This window comes from Methylobacterium brachythecii (genome assembly GCF_014196345.1).
Lineage (GTDB): Bacteria > Pseudomonadota > Alphaproteobacteria > Rhizobiales > Beijerinckiaceae > Methylobacterium > Methylobacterium brachythecii.
In genome coordinates, this window is record NZ_JACIDN010000005.1 from 73,623 (window position 1) to 90,729 (window position 17,107).

Annotated in this window: 17 protein-coding genes; 1 reads left to right on the forward strand and 16 read right to left on the reverse strand. The window is 67.1% G+C overall.

The annotated features are described in order from the left end of the window. Positions 1–127 precede the first annotated feature (127 nt). The 3 genes from GGR33_RS13925 to GGR33_RS13935 all read right to left on the reverse strand — a co-directional run bounded on the left by GGR33_RS13925 (position 128) and on the right by GGR33_RS13935 (position 3,101). The gene (locus tag GGR33_RS13925) at positions 128–304 is read right to left on the reverse strand and encodes a DUF1328 domain-containing protein (RefSeq protein WP_183506208.1); all 177 of its coding nucleotides are present in this window, start codon (positions 302–304) and stop codon (positions 128–130) included. Between the two features lie 75 nt (positions 305–379). Beyond that, complete coding sequence (locus GGR33_RS13930; RefSeq protein WP_183506210.1) at positions 380–583, reverse strand: CsbD family protein; 204 nt, start codon at positions 581–583, stop codon at positions 380–382. 412 nt (positions 584–995) lie between these two features. Beyond that, positions 996–3,101 (reverse strand): sensor domain-containing protein, encoded by a 2,106-nt coding sequence (locus tag GGR33_RS13935; protein WP_183506212.1) that lies wholly within the window; start codon positions 3,099–3,101, stop codon positions 996–998. A gap of 213 nt (positions 3,102–3,314) precedes the next feature. On the opposite strand from GGR33_RS13935, the gene GGR33_RS13940 reads away from it, so the two are divergent. Next, positions 3,315–4,238 (forward strand): alpha/beta fold hydrolase, encoded by a 924-nt coding sequence (locus GGR33_RS13940; protein ID WP_183506214.1) that lies wholly within the window; start codon positions 3,315–3,317, stop codon positions 4,236–4,238. A 123-nt stretch (positions 4,239–4,361) separates the two neighbouring features. On the opposite strand, the gene GGR33_RS13945 is transcribed toward GGR33_RS13940, so the two are convergent. The 13 genes from GGR33_RS13945 to GGR33_RS14005 all read right to left on the reverse strand — a co-directional run bounded on the left by GGR33_RS13945 (position 4,362) and on the right by GGR33_RS14005 (position 17,070). Then, positions 4,362–4,808 carry a nucleoside deaminase gene (locus GGR33_RS13945; protein ID WP_183506216.1) on the reverse strand — a complete coding sequence of 149 codons (447 nt, stop codon included), beginning with the start codon at positions 4,806–4,808 and terminating at the stop codon, positions 4,362–4,364. Positions 4,809–4,815: 7 nt separating this feature from the next. Then, the gene (purD, locus tag GGR33_RS13950) at positions 4,816–6,096 is read right to left on the reverse strand and encodes a phosphoribosylamine--glycine ligase (RefSeq protein ID WP_183506218.1); all 1,281 of its coding nucleotides are present in this window, start codon (positions 6,094–6,096) and stop codon (positions 4,816–4,818) included. 87 nt (positions 6,097–6,183) lie between these two features. After that, positions 6,184–6,918, reverse strand: coding sequence for a peptide-methionine (S)-S-oxide reductase MsrA (msrA, locus tag GGR33_RS13955; protein WP_183506219.1), 735 nt, complete (start codon positions 6,916–6,918; stop codon positions 6,184–6,186). A 32-nt stretch (positions 6,919–6,950) separates the two neighbouring features. Next, entirely contained in the window at positions 6,951–7,421 is a 471-nt protein-coding gene (gene msrB / locus GGR33_RS13960) for a peptide-methionine (R)-S-oxide reductase MsrB (protein WP_183506221.1), read from the reverse strand. 236 nt (positions 7,422–7,657) lie between these two features. Next, positions 7,658–8,146: a cyanase gene (gene cynS / locus GGR33_RS13965; protein WP_183506223.1), complete on the reverse strand. Its 489-nt coding sequence runs from the start codon at positions 8,144–8,146 to the stop codon at positions 7,658–7,660. A 199-nt stretch (positions 8,147–8,345) separates the two neighbouring features. Beyond that, the gene (locus GGR33_RS13970) at positions 8,346–8,876 is read right to left on the reverse strand and encodes an HPP family protein (RefSeq protein WP_284211774.1); all 531 of its coding nucleotides are present in this window, start codon (positions 8,874–8,876) and stop codon (positions 8,346–8,348) included. 116 nt (positions 8,877–8,992) lie between these two features. After that, the gene (locus GGR33_RS13975; RefSeq protein ID WP_183506227.1) at positions 8,993–10,153 is read right to left on the reverse strand and encodes an NAD-dependent formate dehydrogenase; all 1,161 of its coding nucleotides are present in this window, start codon (positions 10,151–10,153) and stop codon (positions 8,993–8,995) included. A 328-nt stretch (positions 10,154–10,481) separates the two neighbouring features. Then, entirely contained in the window at positions 10,482–11,414 is a 933-nt protein-coding gene (locus GGR33_RS13980) for a LysR family transcriptional regulator (RefSeq protein ID WP_183506229.1), read from the reverse strand. Between the two features lie 68 nt (positions 11,415–11,482). Then, entirely contained in the window at positions 11,483–12,697 is a 1,215-nt protein-coding gene (locus GGR33_RS13985; protein ID WP_183506232.1) for a serine hydrolase domain-containing protein, read from the reverse strand. A gap of 89 nt (positions 12,698–12,786) precedes the next feature. After that, positions 12,787–13,521: an NUDIX hydrolase gene (locus GGR33_RS13990; RefSeq protein ID WP_246413184.1), complete on the reverse strand. Its 735-nt coding sequence runs from the start codon at positions 13,519–13,521 to the stop codon at positions 12,787–12,789. After that, positions 13,490–13,993 (reverse strand): DUF983 domain-containing protein, encoded by a 504-nt coding sequence (locus GGR33_RS13995; RefSeq protein WP_425488783.1) that lies wholly within the window; start codon positions 13,991–13,993, stop codon positions 13,490–13,492. Before GGR33_RS13995 ends, GGR33_RS13990 begins: the two co-directional genes overlap by 32 nt. A gap of 23 nt (positions 13,994–14,016) precedes the next feature. Continuing rightward, complete coding sequence (gene rnr, locus GGR33_RS14000; protein ID WP_183506236.1) at positions 14,017–16,359, reverse strand: ribonuclease R; 2,343 nt, start codon at positions 16,357–16,359, stop codon at positions 14,017–14,019. Positions 16,360–16,491: 132 nt separating this feature from the next. Further along, a complete protein-coding gene (locus GGR33_RS14005; RefSeq protein WP_183506238.1) occupies positions 16,492–17,070 on the reverse strand; it encodes an NADPH-dependent FMN reductase in 579 nt (192 codons plus the stop codon). Positions 17,071–17,107 lie beyond the last annotated feature (37 nt).

A 17,107-nucleotide genomic window follows, 5' to 3' on the forward strand; every position in this document is an offset into this window, starting at 1 on the left:
ACAACAGTGGCCCGCTCGACGACAGCACGGCGATGAGTCTGCTGCATGGGGCGCCCGGCGGCAGCGAACCAGACGCGAAAAAGGCGGCCCGAGGCCGCCCTTTCCACCGTCTCGCGATGTCGCTCCGTCAGAGCCTCGGGGCGCGTCCGCGCACCGCTCCCATGACGGCGGAGATCAGGAACAGCGCGACCGCCACGAAGCAGATGATCTTGGCCGCTTCCATCGCCGTTCCGGCAACGCCGCCGAATCCGAGAACTGCCGCGATCAGCGCGATAACGAGAAATGTGACTGCCCAACCGAGCATTGTCGTCTCCTGCAAGCTTCCGGGGATTAAATGGCCAAGCTGCGTAAAACGTTCCGCAGCCTCGTCGATTTTCCCTTAGACGCTGCGCTTGACCGCATCCGCACCGCTCTTGACGGCATCCTTGGCATGGCCGGCGGCCTTCTGCGCGTCGCCCTTCAGTTCCTGCGCCTTGCCTTCGGCTTCGAGCTTCTTGTTGTCCGTCGCCTCGCCGATCTTCTGCTTCACGTTACCTACCGCCTCGTTGCCGAGACCTTTGATCTTGTCGGTCGTGCTGCTCATGGCAAACTCTCTTGATCTGATCGACGGTCAAGCCGTCTTCGGGAGAGCAACGGCGGCCGCCGCCGCAATGTTCCGCGGTTTAACATTTTTGCGGCAACAGCAGCCAAGCAAGCCGGGCATTGGGTGCGCAGCCGCCCGAACGGGCCATCAGGAGTTGGGGCCGGCCTTTCGTGCGAACCCTGCTCTCACTCGTCGAAACGATCATGGTCTCGGCGGTTCGGCTCTCGGTCGCAACACGGCCCGGTCTCGCGCGATCCGCCGCGAGCGTGTGGTTACTTAATACGACAATTATGAAAACAACAAATATACGAAGACGACCACCGGATGTAGAGAATTTGATGTCATACACATCTGAATCTAGCACGTCCAGCAAAGCAAGACGCGCTGACAGACAGAAACAAGCCTCATCTCCTCACGCCGCCGATCTCGCTTTCGCCAGGAACAGCATCTCGTTGATCTCGCTCAGCGGACGCGGCGGGCTGAACAGGTAGCCCTGGATCTCTTGGGCGCCCTCGGCACGGACGGTGGCGAGCTGATCTTCCGTTTCGACGCCCTCGACTAGGGTGGTGATGCCCAGGCTGGTGCCGAGGCCGACGATGGCGCGGATGATCGCGCCGGCATCCGAGCGCCCGGCGGAATCGCGCACGAAGGAGCGGTCGATCTTGATCTTATCGAAGGGGAAGCGGCGTAGGTAGCTGATCGACGAATAGCCGGTGCCGAAATCGTCCATGGAGATGCGCACGCCGAGCCGGCGCAGGGTATGCAGCGTCTCGAGATTGGCCTCCGTGTCGTCGAGCAGCACGCTCTCGGTGATCTCCAGTTCGAGTCGCGTTGCCTTGAGGCCGCTCGCGGCGAGCGCCATCAGCACGGTCTGCGCGAAGGTGCGGTTGCGGAGCTGAATCGCCGAGACGTTGACGGCGACGCTGATGTCGTCGGCCAGCGTTGCGGCATCGCGGCAGGCTTGATTGAGCACCCATTCGCCCAGGGGCACGATCAGGCCGGTCTCCTCGGCGAGCGGGATGAAGACGGCGGGGCTGATTAGGCCGCGCTCGGGATGGCGCCAGCGCACCAGGGCCTCGACGCCCTTGATCCGGTTGCGGTCGAGATCGACCAGCGGCTGGTAATGCACCTCGAAGCGGCCGAAGGTCAGCGCCTCGCGCAGCTCGCGTTCCAGCACCGTCCGCTCGCGGGCGGTCTCGTCCATCTGCGGCTCGAACAGGCAATGGGTGCCGCGGCCTGCGGACTTGGCCTCGTACAGAGCCATGTCGGCGTTCTTGAGCAGCCGCTCGATGTCGCGGCCCTCGCCGTCGGCGAAGGCGATGCCGACGCTCATGCCGATCTCGACGGTGAGCCCGTTCAGCGCGTAGGGCTCGCTGATCACTTGGATCAGGCGCTGCGCCAGGCCGACCGCGCCGCCCGGGTCGTCGACGCGGTGCAGCACCACGAACTCGTCGCCGCCGAGACGCGCGACGACGTCGCGGCTGCGGACATGGCTGCGCAGCCGCTCGGCCACGGCGCGGAGAAGGCCGTCGCCCAGGGCGTGGCCGTAGCTGTCGTTGACCGGCTTGAAGCGGTCGAGATCGAGGCAGAGCACAGCCAGCGTCTGGCCGTCGTCGGCCTGGCTCATCATCTCGATGCCGATCTCGCGCACGGAGGAGCGGTTCGGCAGGTCGGTGAGCGCGTCGTGGCGCGCCATGTGGATGATGCGAGCCTCGTTGCGGCGCCGCTCGGTCACGTCCTCGAAGGTCGCGACCCAGCCGCCGCCATCCATCGTCCGATGCGTCGCGGCCACGACGCGTCCGTCGGCGAGCTCGCGCAGGACCGACTTGGCGTTCTCGCCGGCGAGGGATGTGCGGGTGCCCTCGCTGACCGAATCCACGGTGGCGCCGGACTTGTAGCGCTTGAACGAGACGAGAACCTCGATGATCTCGCGCTGGGTCATGCCGACGCTGATCGTCCCGTCGTCGAGGCCGAAGATCTCGAGGTAGCGGCGGTTCCAGACCACGAGGCGGGCCTGTTCATCGAACATGCACAGGCCCTGCGTCATGTTCTCCAAAGCCGCGTCGAAGCGCCGGTTCTGCTCGACGAGCTGCGCGTTCGCGCTCTGGATCTCGGTGAGCGCCGCGGCGAGCGCGCTGCGGGTGCGGTGCTGGTCGCTGACGTCGCTGCCGACGCCGCGATAGCCGAGGAAACCGCCATCGGGCGCGAAGAGGGGGCGGCCGCTGATTTCGAACCAGCGTGGGGCCCCGTCGGGATGCCGAAACACGTAGACCCGATCGCGAAAGGGCCGCCGCGCGGCCATCGCGTCCGAAACCTCTCGCAAGCTGTAGACTTCACCTCCGAGGGACTCGTCGTCGACGGCGAAGGCATCGCGGGTCCGGCCGATCATGGCGGAGGCAGGTAGACCCAACAGACGCTCGGCCTCGGCCGAGATATGCGTGAAGCGTCCGTCCTGGTCGGTCTCCCAGAGCCAGTCGGACGAAATCTGCGCGACTTCTTCGAGGGCGTGCAAAGGCATGGAACATCCGCGACTGACGGCGCAATCTCCGATAGAAGAGTTAAGAAAAGGTCTTGCACAAGTAGCGAGCAATCTGCTCTTCAAATGATCGCTGGGCTCACTTGCGAGCGAACGGTTAGGCTTCCCCGAAGCACCGAGAGATCGCTCGAACGAAGCGCGACAGCTTGAAATCGGAAAGATCATTCTTGCAGAGATGCCGGAGGCGAGCACAACATGACCGAGGACGTGGCGACAAATCTGTTTTCCGATTTCGAAGCGTTGTGGATCGACACGCCGTCCGGCCGCTGGTTCGCCCGCGCCGGCGGTCCCGCGGATGCGCCGCCGCTGCTCCTGCTGCACGGCTTCCCGCAGACGCACGCCATGTGGAACCCGATCGCCGCCGGGCTCGCCGCGCATCGCCGGGTCATCTGCCTCGACCTGCGGGGGTATGGCTGGACGGACGCGCCGAAGGGCGAGCCGGACCATTCGACCTATGCCAAGCGCACCATCGGCAGGGACATCGTCGCGCTGATGGAGCAGATCGGCCACGTCCATTTCGCGATCGCCGGCCATGACCGCGGCGCCCGCGTCGCCTATCGACTCGCGCTCGACCATCCCGAGCGCGTCGAGCGGCTGGCTCTGCTCGACATCGTACCGACCGCAATTCAGTGGCAGCGGATCGAGGCGAAGCCCGGCAGCAACCCGCATTGGTCCTTCCTCGCCGAGCCCGCGCCGGAGCCCGAGCGCATCATCGGCCAGGATCCGGACGCCTATTTCGAGGGTCTGCTGACGCAGTGGAACGCGGCACACGACCTCTCGGTCTTCGCCCCGGCCGCGCTGGAGCTCTACCGGCAGAGCTGGAACGTGCCCGAGCGCATCCACGCCATGTGCGAGGATTATCGCGGCGGCGGCCCCGACGGGCCGGACCGGGCGGCGGACCGGGCCGACCTCGCCGCCGGCAAGACGCTCGCCATGCCGGTCCTCGTCTTCGCGAGCCGGCACTATCTCGACAAGAACAAGCCCGAGCCCGCACTCACCGTCTGGCAGCAGACCTTCGCGCCGAAGGCGACCGGCGTGTCGCTCGATTGCGGACACTTCGTCGTCGAGGAGAAGCCAGCAGAGGTGCTGGCGGCGCTGCGGCAGTTTTTGGCAAGTTGACGAAGCATTCCTCCTCACTGCCCTTTCCCGGACACCTGGAGCGAAGCGGAAGGTGATCCGGGACCTAGCGCAGGAATGGCCGCGTCAGCGGCTCGATAAGGACGGTGCTCGATGCAAACGGCCTCAATCCCGCCGAGCCTGAAAGAAGTGCTTGAGCAGCGTTGCCGCTTCCGCCTCGCGCAAGCCCCCATAGACCTCCGGCGCGTGGTGGCAGGTCGGCTGGTTGAAGACGCGCGGGCCGTGCTCGACGCCGCCGCCCTTCGGATCGGCGGCACCGTAATAGAGCCGGCGGATGCGGGCGAAGGAGATCGCGCCCGCGCACATCGGGCAGGGCTCCAACGTCACGTAAAGATCGCAGCCGGTCAGCCGCTCGTCGCCGAGGGCGGCGCACGCGGCGCGGATCGCCAAGATCTCGGCATGGGCCGTCGGGTCGTGCAGCGCACGCGGCCGGTTGCCGGCCACCGCCAGCACGACGCCGTCGCGCACGACGGCCGCACCGACCGGCACCTCGCCGAGGGCGGCAGCCTCGCGGGCCGCGTCGAAGGCGAGGCCGAGCGGGTCCAGGCTCATCCGGGCCTCAGGTGGCGGTGGCTTCCACCTCGCGCGTCACCGCCCGGTGGCCGATGTCGCGCCGGCAGAAGCCCTCCGGCCAGTCGATCTGCGCGACGGCGGCATAGGCACGGGTCTGGGCGGCCATCACATTCGCGCCGATCGCGGTAACGGCGAGCACCCGGCCGCCATCGGCGAGGAGCCGGTCGCCGTCCTGGCGCGTGCCGGCATGGAACACGATGACGTCATCGGCCTCTGCCTCGGCCACGCCGCGGATCTGCGAACCGCGCACCACGGTGCCCGGATAGCCGGTGGCCGCCATCACCACGGTCAGCGCCGCTTTGTTCTCATCGAAATCGAGCGAGACGGTGGAGAGATCGCCGTCGCAAGCGGCGATCAGCGCCGGCACGAGATCGCCCGAGAGGCGCGGCATCAGCACCTGCGCCTCGGGATCGCCGAAGCGGGTGTTGTACTCGATCAGCCGCGGCCCATCCGCCGTCAGCATCAGCCCGGCATAGAGAATGCCGGTGAAGGGCGTGCCGCGCTCGGCCATGCCGCGAAGGGTCGGGACGATGATGCGCTCCATTACCTCCGCTTCGAGCGCCGGGGTCACGATCGTCGCGGGCGAGTAGGCGCCCATGCCGCCGGTATTGGGGCCGCGATCGCCATCGAAGACGCGCTTGTGGTCCTGGGCGGTGCCGATCGGGAGGGCGCGGGTGCCGTCGCAGAGGGCGAAGAAGCTCGCCTCCTCACCGAACATGCATTCCTCGATGACGAGCGCAGCGCCCGGCGCATCGAGGACGTTGCGCACGGCGGCCTCGGCCTCGCTCAGATTCTCGGCGACGACGACGCCCTTGCCGGCGGCGAGGCCATCGGCCTTCACGACGATCGGCGCACCCTTCTCCTGGAGGTATGCGAGGGCCGGCTCGACCTCCGTGAAGCGGGCGAAGCCCGCGGTGGGGATGCCGTACTCCGCGCAGAGTTCCTTTGTGAAACCCTTGGATCCTTCGAGCTGCGCCGCGGCCCGGGTCGGTCCGAAGGCGCGGATGCCGGCAGCCTGAAGATCGTCGACGAGACCAGCGACGAGCGGCACCTCGGGTCCGACCACGACGAGGCCGATGTCTTCCCGGCGGCATAACTCGACCACTGTGGCGTGGTCGGCGACCTCGAGGTCGGGCAGGTTCGTGCCGTGCGCGGCGGTGCCGGGATTGCCGGGCGCCGTGAACAAGCGGTCGCAGAGCGGGGATTTCGAGATCGCCCAGGCGAGCGCGTGCTCGCGCCCGCCGGAGCCGATGAGCAGGATGTTCATGCCCTTCCCATCGTCGAAAACGACGGGCGGGGCAAAGCCTGATTGCGCCGGGACAGCCCTCCGTCCACGGCAGAGCCGTGGTTCAGGTCAGGCCTTCGGCTTGTTGACGAGGGCCGGCTCGGCATTGCTGCGCTCCGGGAAGAGCTGCTGGAACGCGCGCAGCTTCGGCGCATCGTTGACGACGATGTACCCGGCGCTCGGATTCAGGGCCATGTAGTCCTGGTGGTAGTCCTCGGCCGCGTAGAAGGTCGCGCCGGGCTCGATCTTGGTGGCGATCGGTCGCGAGAACGTCTTGGCGGTGTCGAGTTGGGCGATGTAGGCCTTGGCGACCTTGGCCTGCTCGGCATCGGCCGGGAAGATCGCCGAGCGGTATTGCGTGCCGCTATCCGGCCCCTGGCGGTTCACCTCCGTCGGGTCGAGAGCCACCGAGAAGAAGATCTGCAAGAGCTCGTCGTAGCGGACCTGCGCCGGGTCGTAGGTGATCTTCACCGCCTCGGCATGGCCGCTCCGGCCGCGCCCGACCGTGCTGTAATTCGCCGTCTCGCGGCTGCCGCCGGCATAGCCGGAGACCGCCTGCTTCACGCCCTTCACGTGCTGGAAGACGCCCTGGATGCCCCAGAAGCAGCCGCCGGCCAGCGTCGCGGTCTGCAGCTTGCCGGGCGCCTCGCCGGATTTCATCACGGCGTCGGGCAGGCGCTGCCCGGCTTCTTCCGCGTAAGCCATGCCGTGAGGCAGCGAGACCGTGGCGAGCAGGCCGCCCGTTGCGCCAATGGCGAGCGTCCAGCCGAGCGCGGCGGATCGCAGGAACTTGGAGACGATCATTGTGATCTCCTGGGAATGAGGGACGAGGCGGCTCAGGCCGCCTGGAAGGACATCGCCACGCCGTTCATGCAGTAGCGCAGGCCGGTGGGACGCGGGCCGTCGTCGAAGACGTGGCCGAGATGGCCGCCGCAGCGGCTGCAATGTACCTCGGTGCGGGTCATGCCGTAGGCGCGGTCGCTGCTTTCGCCGACGGCGCCGGGCAGCGGCTGGTAGAAGCTCGGCCAGCCGGTGCCGCTGTCGAACTTGGTCTGCGAGGCGAAGAGCTTCTGGTCGCAGCCGGCGCAGGAGAAGGTACCGGCCCGCTTTTCATGGTCGAGCGGACTGGTCCAGGCGCGCTCGGTGCCCTGCTTGCGCAGCACGTTGTAGGCGGCCGGGTCGAGTTGCTTGCGCCACTCCTCGTCGCTCTTCTCAACCGCGAAGGCGAGGGCGGGTTTCGAGGTGCTCAGCCCGGCGAACAGGCTGACGAGCGAAGCTCCGGCGAAAAGGGTCTGGCGGCGGTTCATGGGCGCTGCTCTCGAAAGGGTGACGTGTCGTCTCCCCATTCGTACGGACGGCGCGCCGGTTACGTTTCGGGCTCGGCCTGCGACGCGCCGCCTCGGGGATTTCTCGCAGCATAGGCGGCAGGAAACTTGGCAAGAAGCGCGAAGCGAGGGGCACGCCGTCGCAATCGTGATCCGCTTCGTCATTCCGGGGCGCTGAAGGCGAGCCCCGGAATGACAGCGCTACCTGGCAGAACGCTTCACCCCTCCTTGAAGCCGTATTCGGGCACGCCATCCTCGTTGCCGTAGTATTTGTACGGCAGGAACTTGCCGGAGAGGCTCATCTTGACCCGATCGCCCTTGTTGTTGGGCTCGCGTTCCATGGTCATGTTGAAGTCGATCGCAGACATGATGCCGTCGCCGAAATCTTCCTGGATCAGCTCCTTCCAGGTGGTGCCGTAGACCATCACCAGCTCATAGAAGCGGTAGATCAGCGGGTCGGTGGGCGGCATCTGAGGGATCGAGCCACGATAGGGCGCCTCGTTCAGCATGCGCTCCTCGGCGGCGCTGAGCCCGAACAGATCGGCCGCCTTCTTGGCCTGGGCCTTGGGCAGCTTCATCTGGCCCATGCAGGCGGCGGTGATCAGGATCGGAGAGATGCCGCCGATCTCCTCCTGGATGTGTTTCCAGGTCCAGCCCTTCTCACGTTTGATGTCGAGCAGCTTCTCCGTGAGGTCTTCGCGCTTCATGTGTCGTCCCTGATCGCTCGTGATGCCCCCTCGGGGCGCCGATCAGCGCGTGGCGCCGGCACCTTGGAAGGCAACCGCGGCCTGCAAGTTTGCGGCCACCGAACCCGAGATCGGGGCCGAGCGGGGCGGCGGCCCTTCCGGAAAGCCCGCGACCGAACGATCGATGGATGACGATGCCTCCATTCGGGGAGGCCGGTCCCTACTTGCCGACGACGGCCGGAAACGGGGCCTTCGTCACCAGACGATGATAGATCATCCCGATTGCCAAGATCACGAGGGCTCCGAGCAGGACGGGCATCAGCAGGAACTGCCACGATGCTCCCGCCAGGATCACCACGATCGGGTCGGCGCCGGCCGGAGGATGCGTCGTCCGGGTCAGCAGCATCGCCGTGATCGCGATGCCGACCCCGATCCCGAATGCCAGGGGCGTCGGACCGAGCAGGGCGAGGCTCGCCAAGCCGACGGCCGACGAAATCAGATGGCCGCCGATGACGTTTCGCGGCTGGGCGAGCGGACTTTGTGGCAAGCCGAAAACGAGGACGCAGCTCGCTCCGAAAGGCGCGATCAGCAGCGACGCCTCGAGCAGGCTCGTCAACTCGGAAAGCAGGTAGATGACGAGGAAACCACCAAGCCCGGCAAGGACGGCTGGCAACGCGCTGCGTGCGCGTGCCTTGATCTCGCTCAGGGGATCGGTTTCGCGAAGCGCTCGCGCGGTATCCTGGCTGCTCACGGTCGAACGCTCTCCGCGCCGGCCGCAGGCGCGGCCATGATCGGGCATGGGACGGGCAGCGGTGTTCGACCGCCGCCCCCCTGATGTCGGAGAGACGCTGGCGCGCCTCGCGCGCCTTACTTCTTCACGCTGTAGGAGTGTGCCCCCACGCCGGCGAGCTTGCCGCCCTCGACGATGAGATACTCGTCGCGGATCGGACGCTTCTCGAAGTAGCATTCCAGGATCTCGCGGGTGCCGGCCGCGTAGCGGGTCTGGGCCGAGAGCGAGGTGCCGGAGATGTGCGGGGTCATGCCGTGATGCGGCATCTTCCGCCAAGGATGGTCCTCCGGAGCCGGCTGCGGGAACCAGACGTCGCCGGCATAACCAGCGAGCTGGCCGCTCTCGAGGGCACGGACGATGGCATCGCGGTCGGCGAGCTTTCCGCGGGCGGTATTCACGAGGTAGGCGCCGCGCTTGAACAGCTTGAGCGTCTCGTCGTTGATCATGTGCTCCGTCTCCGGGTGGAGCGGGCAGTTCAGCGTGACGACGTCACAGACGCCGTACATCTCTTCGCGGCTCGCGTGCCAGGTGAGGCCGAGCTCCCGCTCGACCGATTCCGGCAGCCGGTGACGGTCGGTGTAGTGCAGGTGCATGTCGAAGGGCTTCAGACGCTTGAGCACCGCGAGGCCGATGCGGCCGGCAGCCACCGTACCGACATGCATGCCTTCGACGTCGTAGGAGCGGGCCACGCAATCGGCGATGTTCCAGCCGCCCTTCATCACCCACTGGTAGGAGGGGATGTAGTTGCGCACGAGGCCGAGGATCATCATCACCACGTGCTCGGCGACGCTGATCGAGTTGCAGAAGGTCACCTCCGCGACGGTGATGTTGTGCTTGATCGCCGCATCGAGATCGGTGTGGTCGGAGCCGATGCCGGCGGTGACGATGATCTTGAGCTTCTTGGCCTTCTCGATCCGCTCGGCGGTCATGTAGGCCGGCCAGAAGGGCTGCGAGATCACGATCTCGGCGTCGTGCAGATGCTGGTCGAGGACGGAGTCGGAACCTTCCTTCGAGGAGGTCACGACCAACTCGTGGCCGAGGCTCTCGAGGTATTTGCGCAGGCCGAGCTCGCCGGAGACGCTGCCGAGCAGGGTGCCGGGCTGGAAGTCGATCGCCTTCGGGGTCGGCAGGGTCTGACCGTCGGAATAGCGCTCGATCTTCGGCAGATCGTCGCGGGCATAGGTCTTGGGGTACCCGTCAACCGGGTCGTCGTAGAGGACGAGGACGATCTTGGCCATGTTTAGTCCCTTTGCTCGGTGACAAAGGGGACGCCGCTCAGCCGAAATTTGGAATTTTCCGATTGGAAATATTCCAGAATACTGAGCGCTTCCCCACTCGGGACCTTGTCGTTGATCGTCTTGACTGCGATCCGACGGTCCGAGCGGGCTCAAAATGAAAAATACTTCCGAGATCATCAAACGAAAAACTTGCATCGCCTGATCGAAGGCGTCGATCAGATTTCGCAATCGTCATTGCGAGCCGAAGGCGAAGCAATCCAGGGCCAACGCGCTGACGTCGCGTGTGCGACCCTGGATTGCTTCGCTGCGCTCGCAATGACGGAGTGGGTCAGTGGACGGACGGCCCGAACACATCGGCCGTCGGACCGGCGGCGCTACCGAGATCGGCCCGCAGCACGACGCGGAGCAGCGCCGAGGCCATCGGCGGGAGCGGTTCGCGGTCGGACAGGACGAGCCCGACCGCCTGGCGATGGGCCGGCTCGACGAGGTCGCGCATGGCGAGCTCATCGGTTCCACCGAACAGATGGCGGAAACCGTGCGGCACGATCGCCGCGAAGCCGCCCTGGCGCAGATGCGCGCAGATCCCGAGAAAGGAGTTGCTGACCACGGCCGGGCGCAGCCGCAGCGACAGGCTCTCGGCGAGATTGTCGAGGATGCGCCGGTTCTGCATGTCGGGGCTGAGCAGGCAGAGCGTCTGCGTGACGGCCTCGGCCCAGGTGACGGTCTCGCGGGCGGCCAGCGGGTGGTCGGCGCGCATCGCGAGGATGTAGCGCTCGTGATAGAGCGGGATCCGGCGGACCCGCTCCAGCGGTTCGTTCTCCAGATAGGTGAGGCCGGCTTCGAGCTCGAAATCGTCGAGCCCCTTCTGGATATCGCGCGAGGACAGCGAGCGGATCTCGATCAGCGCCTCGGGATGGGCCTTGCGAAAGAACGTCGACAGCACGCCGACGGTGCCCATCGCGGCAGGGACGACCCCGAGCCGCAGCGTGCCGCTCAGCCCCGCGCGCAGGCCGGAGAGATCGTCACGCAGGCCGTCATAGTCGGCGAGGATCTGCCGGGCCCAAGCGAGGAGATGCTCGCCCTCGACGGTCAGCCCGACGAAGCGCTGGTTGCGCACCACGAGTGGAACCTGGAGGTCCTCCTCCAGCTTGCGCAGGGCCGCCGAGAGCGTCGATTGCGTGACGTTGCAGGCATCGGCCGCGCGCGCAAAGTGCTGCTCCCGCGCCAGCGTGACGAAAAAGGACAGGTGCCGCACGAGCATGGGATCGCCGAAGACAGGTGCGGACGAGCCCGCTATTCCTTCTCAGATATAACGCTGAAGCAGAGCATTCAGTCCACCAGCGCGGCGTAGGTCAGCACCCGCAATTCACGCCGGATGGGCAGGGCGGAGGAGGGGATGAGCTGCGCGAACAGCACCACGGCGAGATCCTCGTCCGGGTCGATCCAGAACGAGGTGCTGGCGAGTCCACCCCAGGCCACCTCGCCCGGCGTGCCGACGATTTGGGCGCGGGCCGTATCGAGCATCACGGAAAAACCGAGCCCGAAGCCGATACCGGTGTAGGAGGACTCCGAAAACCGCGGCTGGCCCATCGTGGCCATGTCGCCGTTCAGGTGGTTGGTGGTCATCAGCTCGACCGTCTTGCGGCCGAGCAGCCGCACGCCGTCGAGTTCGCCCTTGTTCAGGATGAAGCGGCAGAAGCGCAGATAGTCGGCCGCCGTGCCGACGAGACCGCCGCCGCCCGAGGCCACTGGCGGGGGCGACAGGAAGCGGCTGCCCTCGGCATCGTCGTAGATCTTGAGCCGGCCCGTGCGGTCGAAGACGTAGTTGGCCGCAAAGCGTTCGCGCTTGTCTTCGGGCACGAAGAAATCGGTGTCGTTCATGCCGAGGGGCTTCAGCACGCGCTCGCGCAGAAACTCCGAAAAATCCAGGCCCGAGAGCACGGCGACGAGGTGGCCGAGCACGTCGGTGGAGACGGAGTAATTCCACTCGGCGCCCGGCTGGGCGAGCAAGGGCTGGCGTGCGACACGCCCGACGAGGTCGGCCAGCGAATGGTCGGAAATCTGAAAGTCGATGCCGGCGACCCGGTAGAGCGCATCGACCAGCGTCGCTTCCATGAAGCCGTAGGTCAGGCCGGAGGTGTGGGTGAGCAGGTCGCGGATGGTGATCGGGCGCTGCGCCGGCACCGTATCGAGCTTCACCCGGTTGCCGCCGACCGCGACGCGCATCTCGGCGAATTCCGGCAGGTAGCGGCTCAGCGGATCATCGAGTTGAAACCGGCCCTCCTCGTAGAGCATCATCACCGCCACCGAAGTGAGCGGCTTGGTCATCGAATAAATGCGGGCAATCGTCGCGGCGGCGAAGGGCCGGTCGCGGGCGATGTCGGCCTTGCCGTGGGCGCGGAAGAAGGCGGTCTGGCCGCGGCGCAGCAGGCTCACCGAGAGGCCGGCGAGCCGGCCCTCGTCGACGTAGCGTCGCATCCAGGCGTCGATGCGCTCCAGGCGTTCAGGGCAGAGGCCGAGTTCGCGGGGGTCGGTGTCGGTCATCGGATGAGTTGTACCCAGGCTCGCTTTGAACACTCCCCGTCATTCCGGGGCGCCGTAGGCGAACCCGGAATGACGGGGAGGTGAGACATTCACAGCAATTCCCGCAAGCCTTTCCCATAGCGCTCGAAGTAGAATGGGATCGGCCGGAACGGCTTGAAGTCGATCGCGGCGGCCGCTTCGAGATCGTCGAGCACCGCGCGGGTGATGCGCGGCAGGTCGAGCCCTCGCGCCTCGTCGAGGCCGACCCAGGCGATCTCGGTGAGCTCCGCATCCGGGCCGACGATACCGGGGCGTTCCGTGGCCACGGCCTTGCGGTCGGCGACGAAGAAGCGCGTGTCGAAGCGGCGCGGACGGCCGGGCGGCGTGATGGCGCGGGCCAGCAGATGCAGCGCGTCCAGATCCGGAAACACACCCTCTTCGGCAAAAGCCTGCCAGGCCCCCTCCGGTGCGACCTCGGGCGGACCGTAGTCGCGGCTTCCGACGAGCAGGCCGGTCTCCTCATAGGTCTCGCGGATCGCGGCGAGCGCCAGAGACCGGCCGAGCATGGCCGAGCGGCCGACGAGGCGCGCGGCCAAGGCATCCTCGCTGCGCTGGGGCAGGGCGTTGGCGACCAGCATGCGCCGGTCCGAAGGCTCGACCCGGCCTCCGGGGAACACGAACTTGCCGCCCAGGAAGGCGAGGCGGGTGTTGCGGCGTCCCATGAGGACGCGCGGCTTCTTCCGCGACCGGTCGACGAGGATCAGCGTCGCGGCATCGCGGGGGCGGAGGGCGGGAGCCGACCGGCTTCGGGTCTCAGATGCGGCCGGATTCGGCGGCGGAGGCAGCACTGCCGGATCCAATGCGCGTCTCCTCGGCACCAGGCCGCGGGGGAGGGGGTACCTGGAAGCCGTGCATCCGGGTGGCGTATTGCAGGCCGATGACCGCGCCCTTCACAGGCTGCAGCAAGAGTGCGGCAAGGCCGAGCGTCAGGCCGGGCCACAGCGTCACCGAGACCCAGAGCGGCACGTCGTAGCCCATCTCGAAGGTCAGGATCAGGTATCCGACGATGTGTCCGACGAGGAAGATCACGATGTAGGGCGGGAAGTCGTCGGCCCGGTGGCCATCGAGCTTCATCCCGCAGGCTTCACATTCCGGCCGCACCTTGAGGAAGCGGCCAAACAGCTTGCCCTCGCCGCAATGCGGGCAGCGGCAGACGAAGCCGAGCAGCATGGCCGGGATCAGCCGCGTCCGCTCGACCACGGCACCTGGGGATTCGGCGGGAGGAGGATCGATAGCGTGGGTCGTCTCGATCGGCATGGCGCGGTCCTACACCACGCGCCTCAGCCGCGCGAGCCGCGACGGCGGTTGGGGGTGTTGCGGCTGGCGGCCGGCTTGCCGCGTTTCGAGGCCGAGCTCGGCGGCCCGTAGCTCGTCGTCTTCGACTTGGCCTTGTGGAATTTCGGTCGTCCGCCCGGCCCCGGCCGTCCGGAGCCGGAGCGCCCCTCGGACAGGATCTCGAAGCGGAGCGCCCCCGCGACGGCGGCGGCCTCGACGAGCTTCACTTCCACATTGTCACCGAGGCGGAAGGTCTCGCCGGTGCGGTCGCCGACGAGGGCATGCCGGGTCTCGTCGTGCCGGTAGAAGTCCGCCCCGATGGTCGCGGCCGGCACGAAGCCGTCCGCACCGGTCTCGGCGAGCTTCACGAAGAGGCCGGCGCGGGTCACGCCGGAGATGCGCCCCGTGAACGTGGCGCCCACCCGGTCGGCGAGGTAGTGCGCGATCAGCCGGTCGATGGTCTCGCGCTCGGCCGCCATGGCGCGGCGCTCGGCGCCGGAGATCTGCTCGCCGATGGCGTCAAGCATGCCGACGGTGACGTCGGAGGGCAGGCCGTCCGAGCCGAGCTTCCCGGCCGAAATCAGGGCGCGGTGGACGATCAGGTCGGCATAGCGCCGGATCGGCGAGGTAAAATGCGCATAGCGGCGCAGGTTCAGCCCGAAATGCCCGAGATTCTGGCTCGAATAGATCGCCTGCGCCTGCGAGCGCAGGATGACCTCGTTGATAAAGATCGAATGCTCGGTCTCGGCCACCGAGAGCAGGATGCGGTTGAACAAGGCGGGCTTCAGCACGCCGTCCTTCGGCAGCTTGATGCCGATCGAGGCGAGCACCTCGCCGAGCGCCCGCATCTTCTCCAGGGCCGGCTCGTCGTGCACGCGGTAGATCAGCGGGGACTTCGCCGCCTCTAGGGTCTCTGCGGCGGCGACGTTCGCCTGGATCATGAACTCTTCGATCAGCCGGTGCGCCTCCAGCCGCTCAGGCACGATGACCCGGTCGACCGCGCCGTCGGGCTTCAAGAGAACCTTGCGCTCGGGCAGATCGAGCGCGAGCGGGCCCCTGGCGTCGCGGGCGGCCTTCATGGCCTCGTAGGCCGAGTAGAGCGGGCGCAGGACCGGCTCCAGCAGTGGCGTGGTCTTGTCGTCCGGCCGGCCATCGATCGCGGCCTGAGCCTGCGCGTAGGCGAGCTTGGCGCGGGAGCGCATCATCACGCGATGGAAGCTGTGCCGATGCTTCACGCCGCCGGCATCGATCACCATGCGCACCGCCAGCGCCGGGCGGTCCTCGTTCTCGCGAAGTGAACAGAGATCGTTCGAGATTCGCTCGGGCAGCATCGGCACGACCCGGTCCGGGAAGTAGACCGAGTTGCCGCGCAGCAGCGCTTCGCGGTCCAGCGCCGAACCGGGGCGGACATAGGCGGCGACGTCCGCGATTGCGACCGTGACGATGAAGCCGCCCTCGTTCTTCGGATCGGTGTCAGGCTCCGCCATCACGGCGTCGTCGTGGTCCTTGGCGTCCGGAGGGTCGATGGTCAGCAGCGGCCGATCGCGCCAATCCTCGCGGCCCTTGAGGCCGACATCCTTCACCGCATCCGCCTCGGCCTGCGTTTCCTTGGCGAAGACATGCGGGATGTTGTGGAGGTGGAGCGCGATCAGGCTCACCGCCTTCTCGGAACCGAGGGAGCCGAGCCGCTGGCGCACGCGTCCGCGCGGCAGGCCGAAGCGAGTCTCGCTCTCCACCGAGACGCTGACGAGATCACCGTCGCGCGCCTCGCCCTCCTCGCCGGGCGGAATCGCGATCTCACGGCCCTGCGAGCGCTTCTCCACGGGAACGAGACGGCCGCCCTCTCGCCCGGCACGATACACGCCGATCACCTCGGCCTTGTTCTTGCCGATCACCTTGATGACACGGCCGGTGTAGCGCGTCGCCGATCTGTCCTCCGGCTCGACCCGGATCAGCGCCCGGTCGCCGAGACCCGGGGCAGGGCGGTTCGACTTGCGGCCGGCCCGCGGCATCTGGACGGTGATGCGCGGCGCCTCGCCCTCGCCGTCCCACTGCGCAGGACTTGCCACGAGTTCGCCGTCGCGATCCCGCGAAAAAATGTCGGCGAGCACCACCGGCGGCAGTCGGCCAGCTTTGCTGAGGCCACCGCGGCCGCGCTCGATCGCGCCATCCTCCTCGATCTCCTTGAGCAGAGCCTTTAGGCCGATGCGATCGGCGCCGGTGATGCCGAAGGCTTTGGCGATCTCACGTTTGCCAACCTTCTCGGTGGAGTCGGAGATGAAGGCGAGGATGGTTTCGCGCGAAGGAAGGGCGCCGGCAGCCGGTGCGGGTTTGGTGAGTCTGGTCAAGGAAGAAGGGCTCGCTGCGCCGGCCTCAGGGCACCGGCGCTCGATCGGGGAGGGCCGGACATGCCGGCGGATGCGCCGAACATGGCCCCGACGCGTCTCCGGGGCAACGTCCGCGTCGAGCGGGGCAGGGGATCAATACGGCGTCCCGCCGGCGCGCTTCGCTTGAAGCGCCTCGGCATACCAACCCAGCTCGTCCAGAAACTTGCCCGCCGCCTTGCCGAGCCATTCTTCGGAGGGTTCGCCTTCTTCGCTCAGCGCCTTGTGGATGCGCGGGATCGGCAGCAACGAGGGAATGGAAGGCGTGCCGAGCTCGGCCAGCATGGCCCGCAGCTGCATCGCCGCGCGAACGCCGCCGAACTGGCCGGCCGAGTAGCAGACGATTCCCGACGGCCGCCAGAAATACTCCTCGAGGAAGTGATCGAGCGTGTTCGACAGGGCCGGCGGGATCGAGTGATTGTACTCGCCCGAGACCACCACGAAGGCGTCGGCGCGGCGAAGCAGCGTCGCGAGATCTTCGAGAATCTTCGGCGCGTGGCCCTTGGGATGTTCCTTGTACATCTTGTCGAGCAGCGGAAGGTTCAGCTCCGCGGGATCGACGAGGGGCGCCTCATGTCCACGCGCCTTGAGTTGTTCGATCAGGAATCGGGCGGCACGAATGCCTTGGCGGTCCGAACGGACGGATCCGAGGATGACGGGGACAATGAGGGACATACGGCCTCCGTAGCGATCGGCACGCACGATATAGGGC

Bases quoted from the DNA above. Each gene is read 5' to 3' on its own strand.
- GGR33_RS13940 (WP_183506214.1), top strand. From the start codon at position 3,315: ATGACCGAGGACGTGGCGACAAATCTGTTTTCCGATTTCGAAGCGTTG.
- GGR33_RS13995 (WP_425488783.1), bottom strand. From the start codon at position 13,993: ATGCCGATCGAGACGACCCACGCTATCGATCCTCCTCCCGCCGAATCC.
- GGR33_RS13930 (WP_183506210.1), bottom strand. From the start codon at position 583: ATGAGCAGCACGACCGACAAGATCAAAGGTCTCGGCAACGAGGCGGTA.
- msrA (WP_183506219.1), bottom strand. From the start codon at position 6,918: ATGATCGTCTCCAAGTTCCTGCGATCCGCCGCGCTCGGCTGGACGCTC.
- GGR33_RS14005 (WP_183506238.1), bottom strand. From the start codon at position 17,070: ATGTCCCTCATTGTCCCCGTCATCCTCGGATCCGTCCGTTCGGACCGC.
- cynS (WP_183506223.1), bottom strand. From the start codon at position 8,146: ATGAAGCGCGAAGACCTCACGGAGAAGCTGCTCGACATCAAACGTGAG.
- GGR33_RS13945 (WP_183506216.1), bottom strand. From the start codon at position 4,808: ATGAGCCTGGACCCGCTCGGCCTCGCCTTCGACGCGGCCCGCGAGGCT.
- GGR33_RS13975 (WP_183506227.1), bottom strand. From the start codon at position 10,153: ATGGCCAAGATCGTCCTCGTCCTCTACGACGACCCGGTTGACGGGTAC.
- GGR33_RS13985 (WP_183506232.1), bottom strand. From the start codon at position 12,697: ATGACCGACACCGACCCCCGCGAACTCGGCCTCTGCCCTGAACGCCTG.
- GGR33_RS13935 (WP_183506212.1), bottom strand. From the start codon at position 3,101: ATGCCTTTGCACGCCCTCGAAGAAGTCGCGCAGATTTCGTCCGACTGG.
- GGR33_RS13925 (WP_183506208.1), bottom strand. From the start codon at position 304: ATGCTCGGTTGGGCAGTCACATTTCTCGTTATCGCGCTGATCGCGGCA.
- GGR33_RS13980 (WP_183506229.1), bottom strand. From the start codon at position 11,414: ATGCTCGTGCGGCACCTGTCCTTTTTCGTCACGCTGGCGCGGGAGCAG.
- purD (WP_183506218.1), bottom strand. From the start codon at position 6,096: ATGAACATCCTGCTCATCGGCTCCGGCGGGCGCGAGCACGCGCTCGCC.
- msrB (WP_183506221.1), bottom strand. From the start codon at position 7,421: ATGAACCGCCGCCAGACCCTTTTCGCCGGAGCTTCGCTCGTCAGCCTG.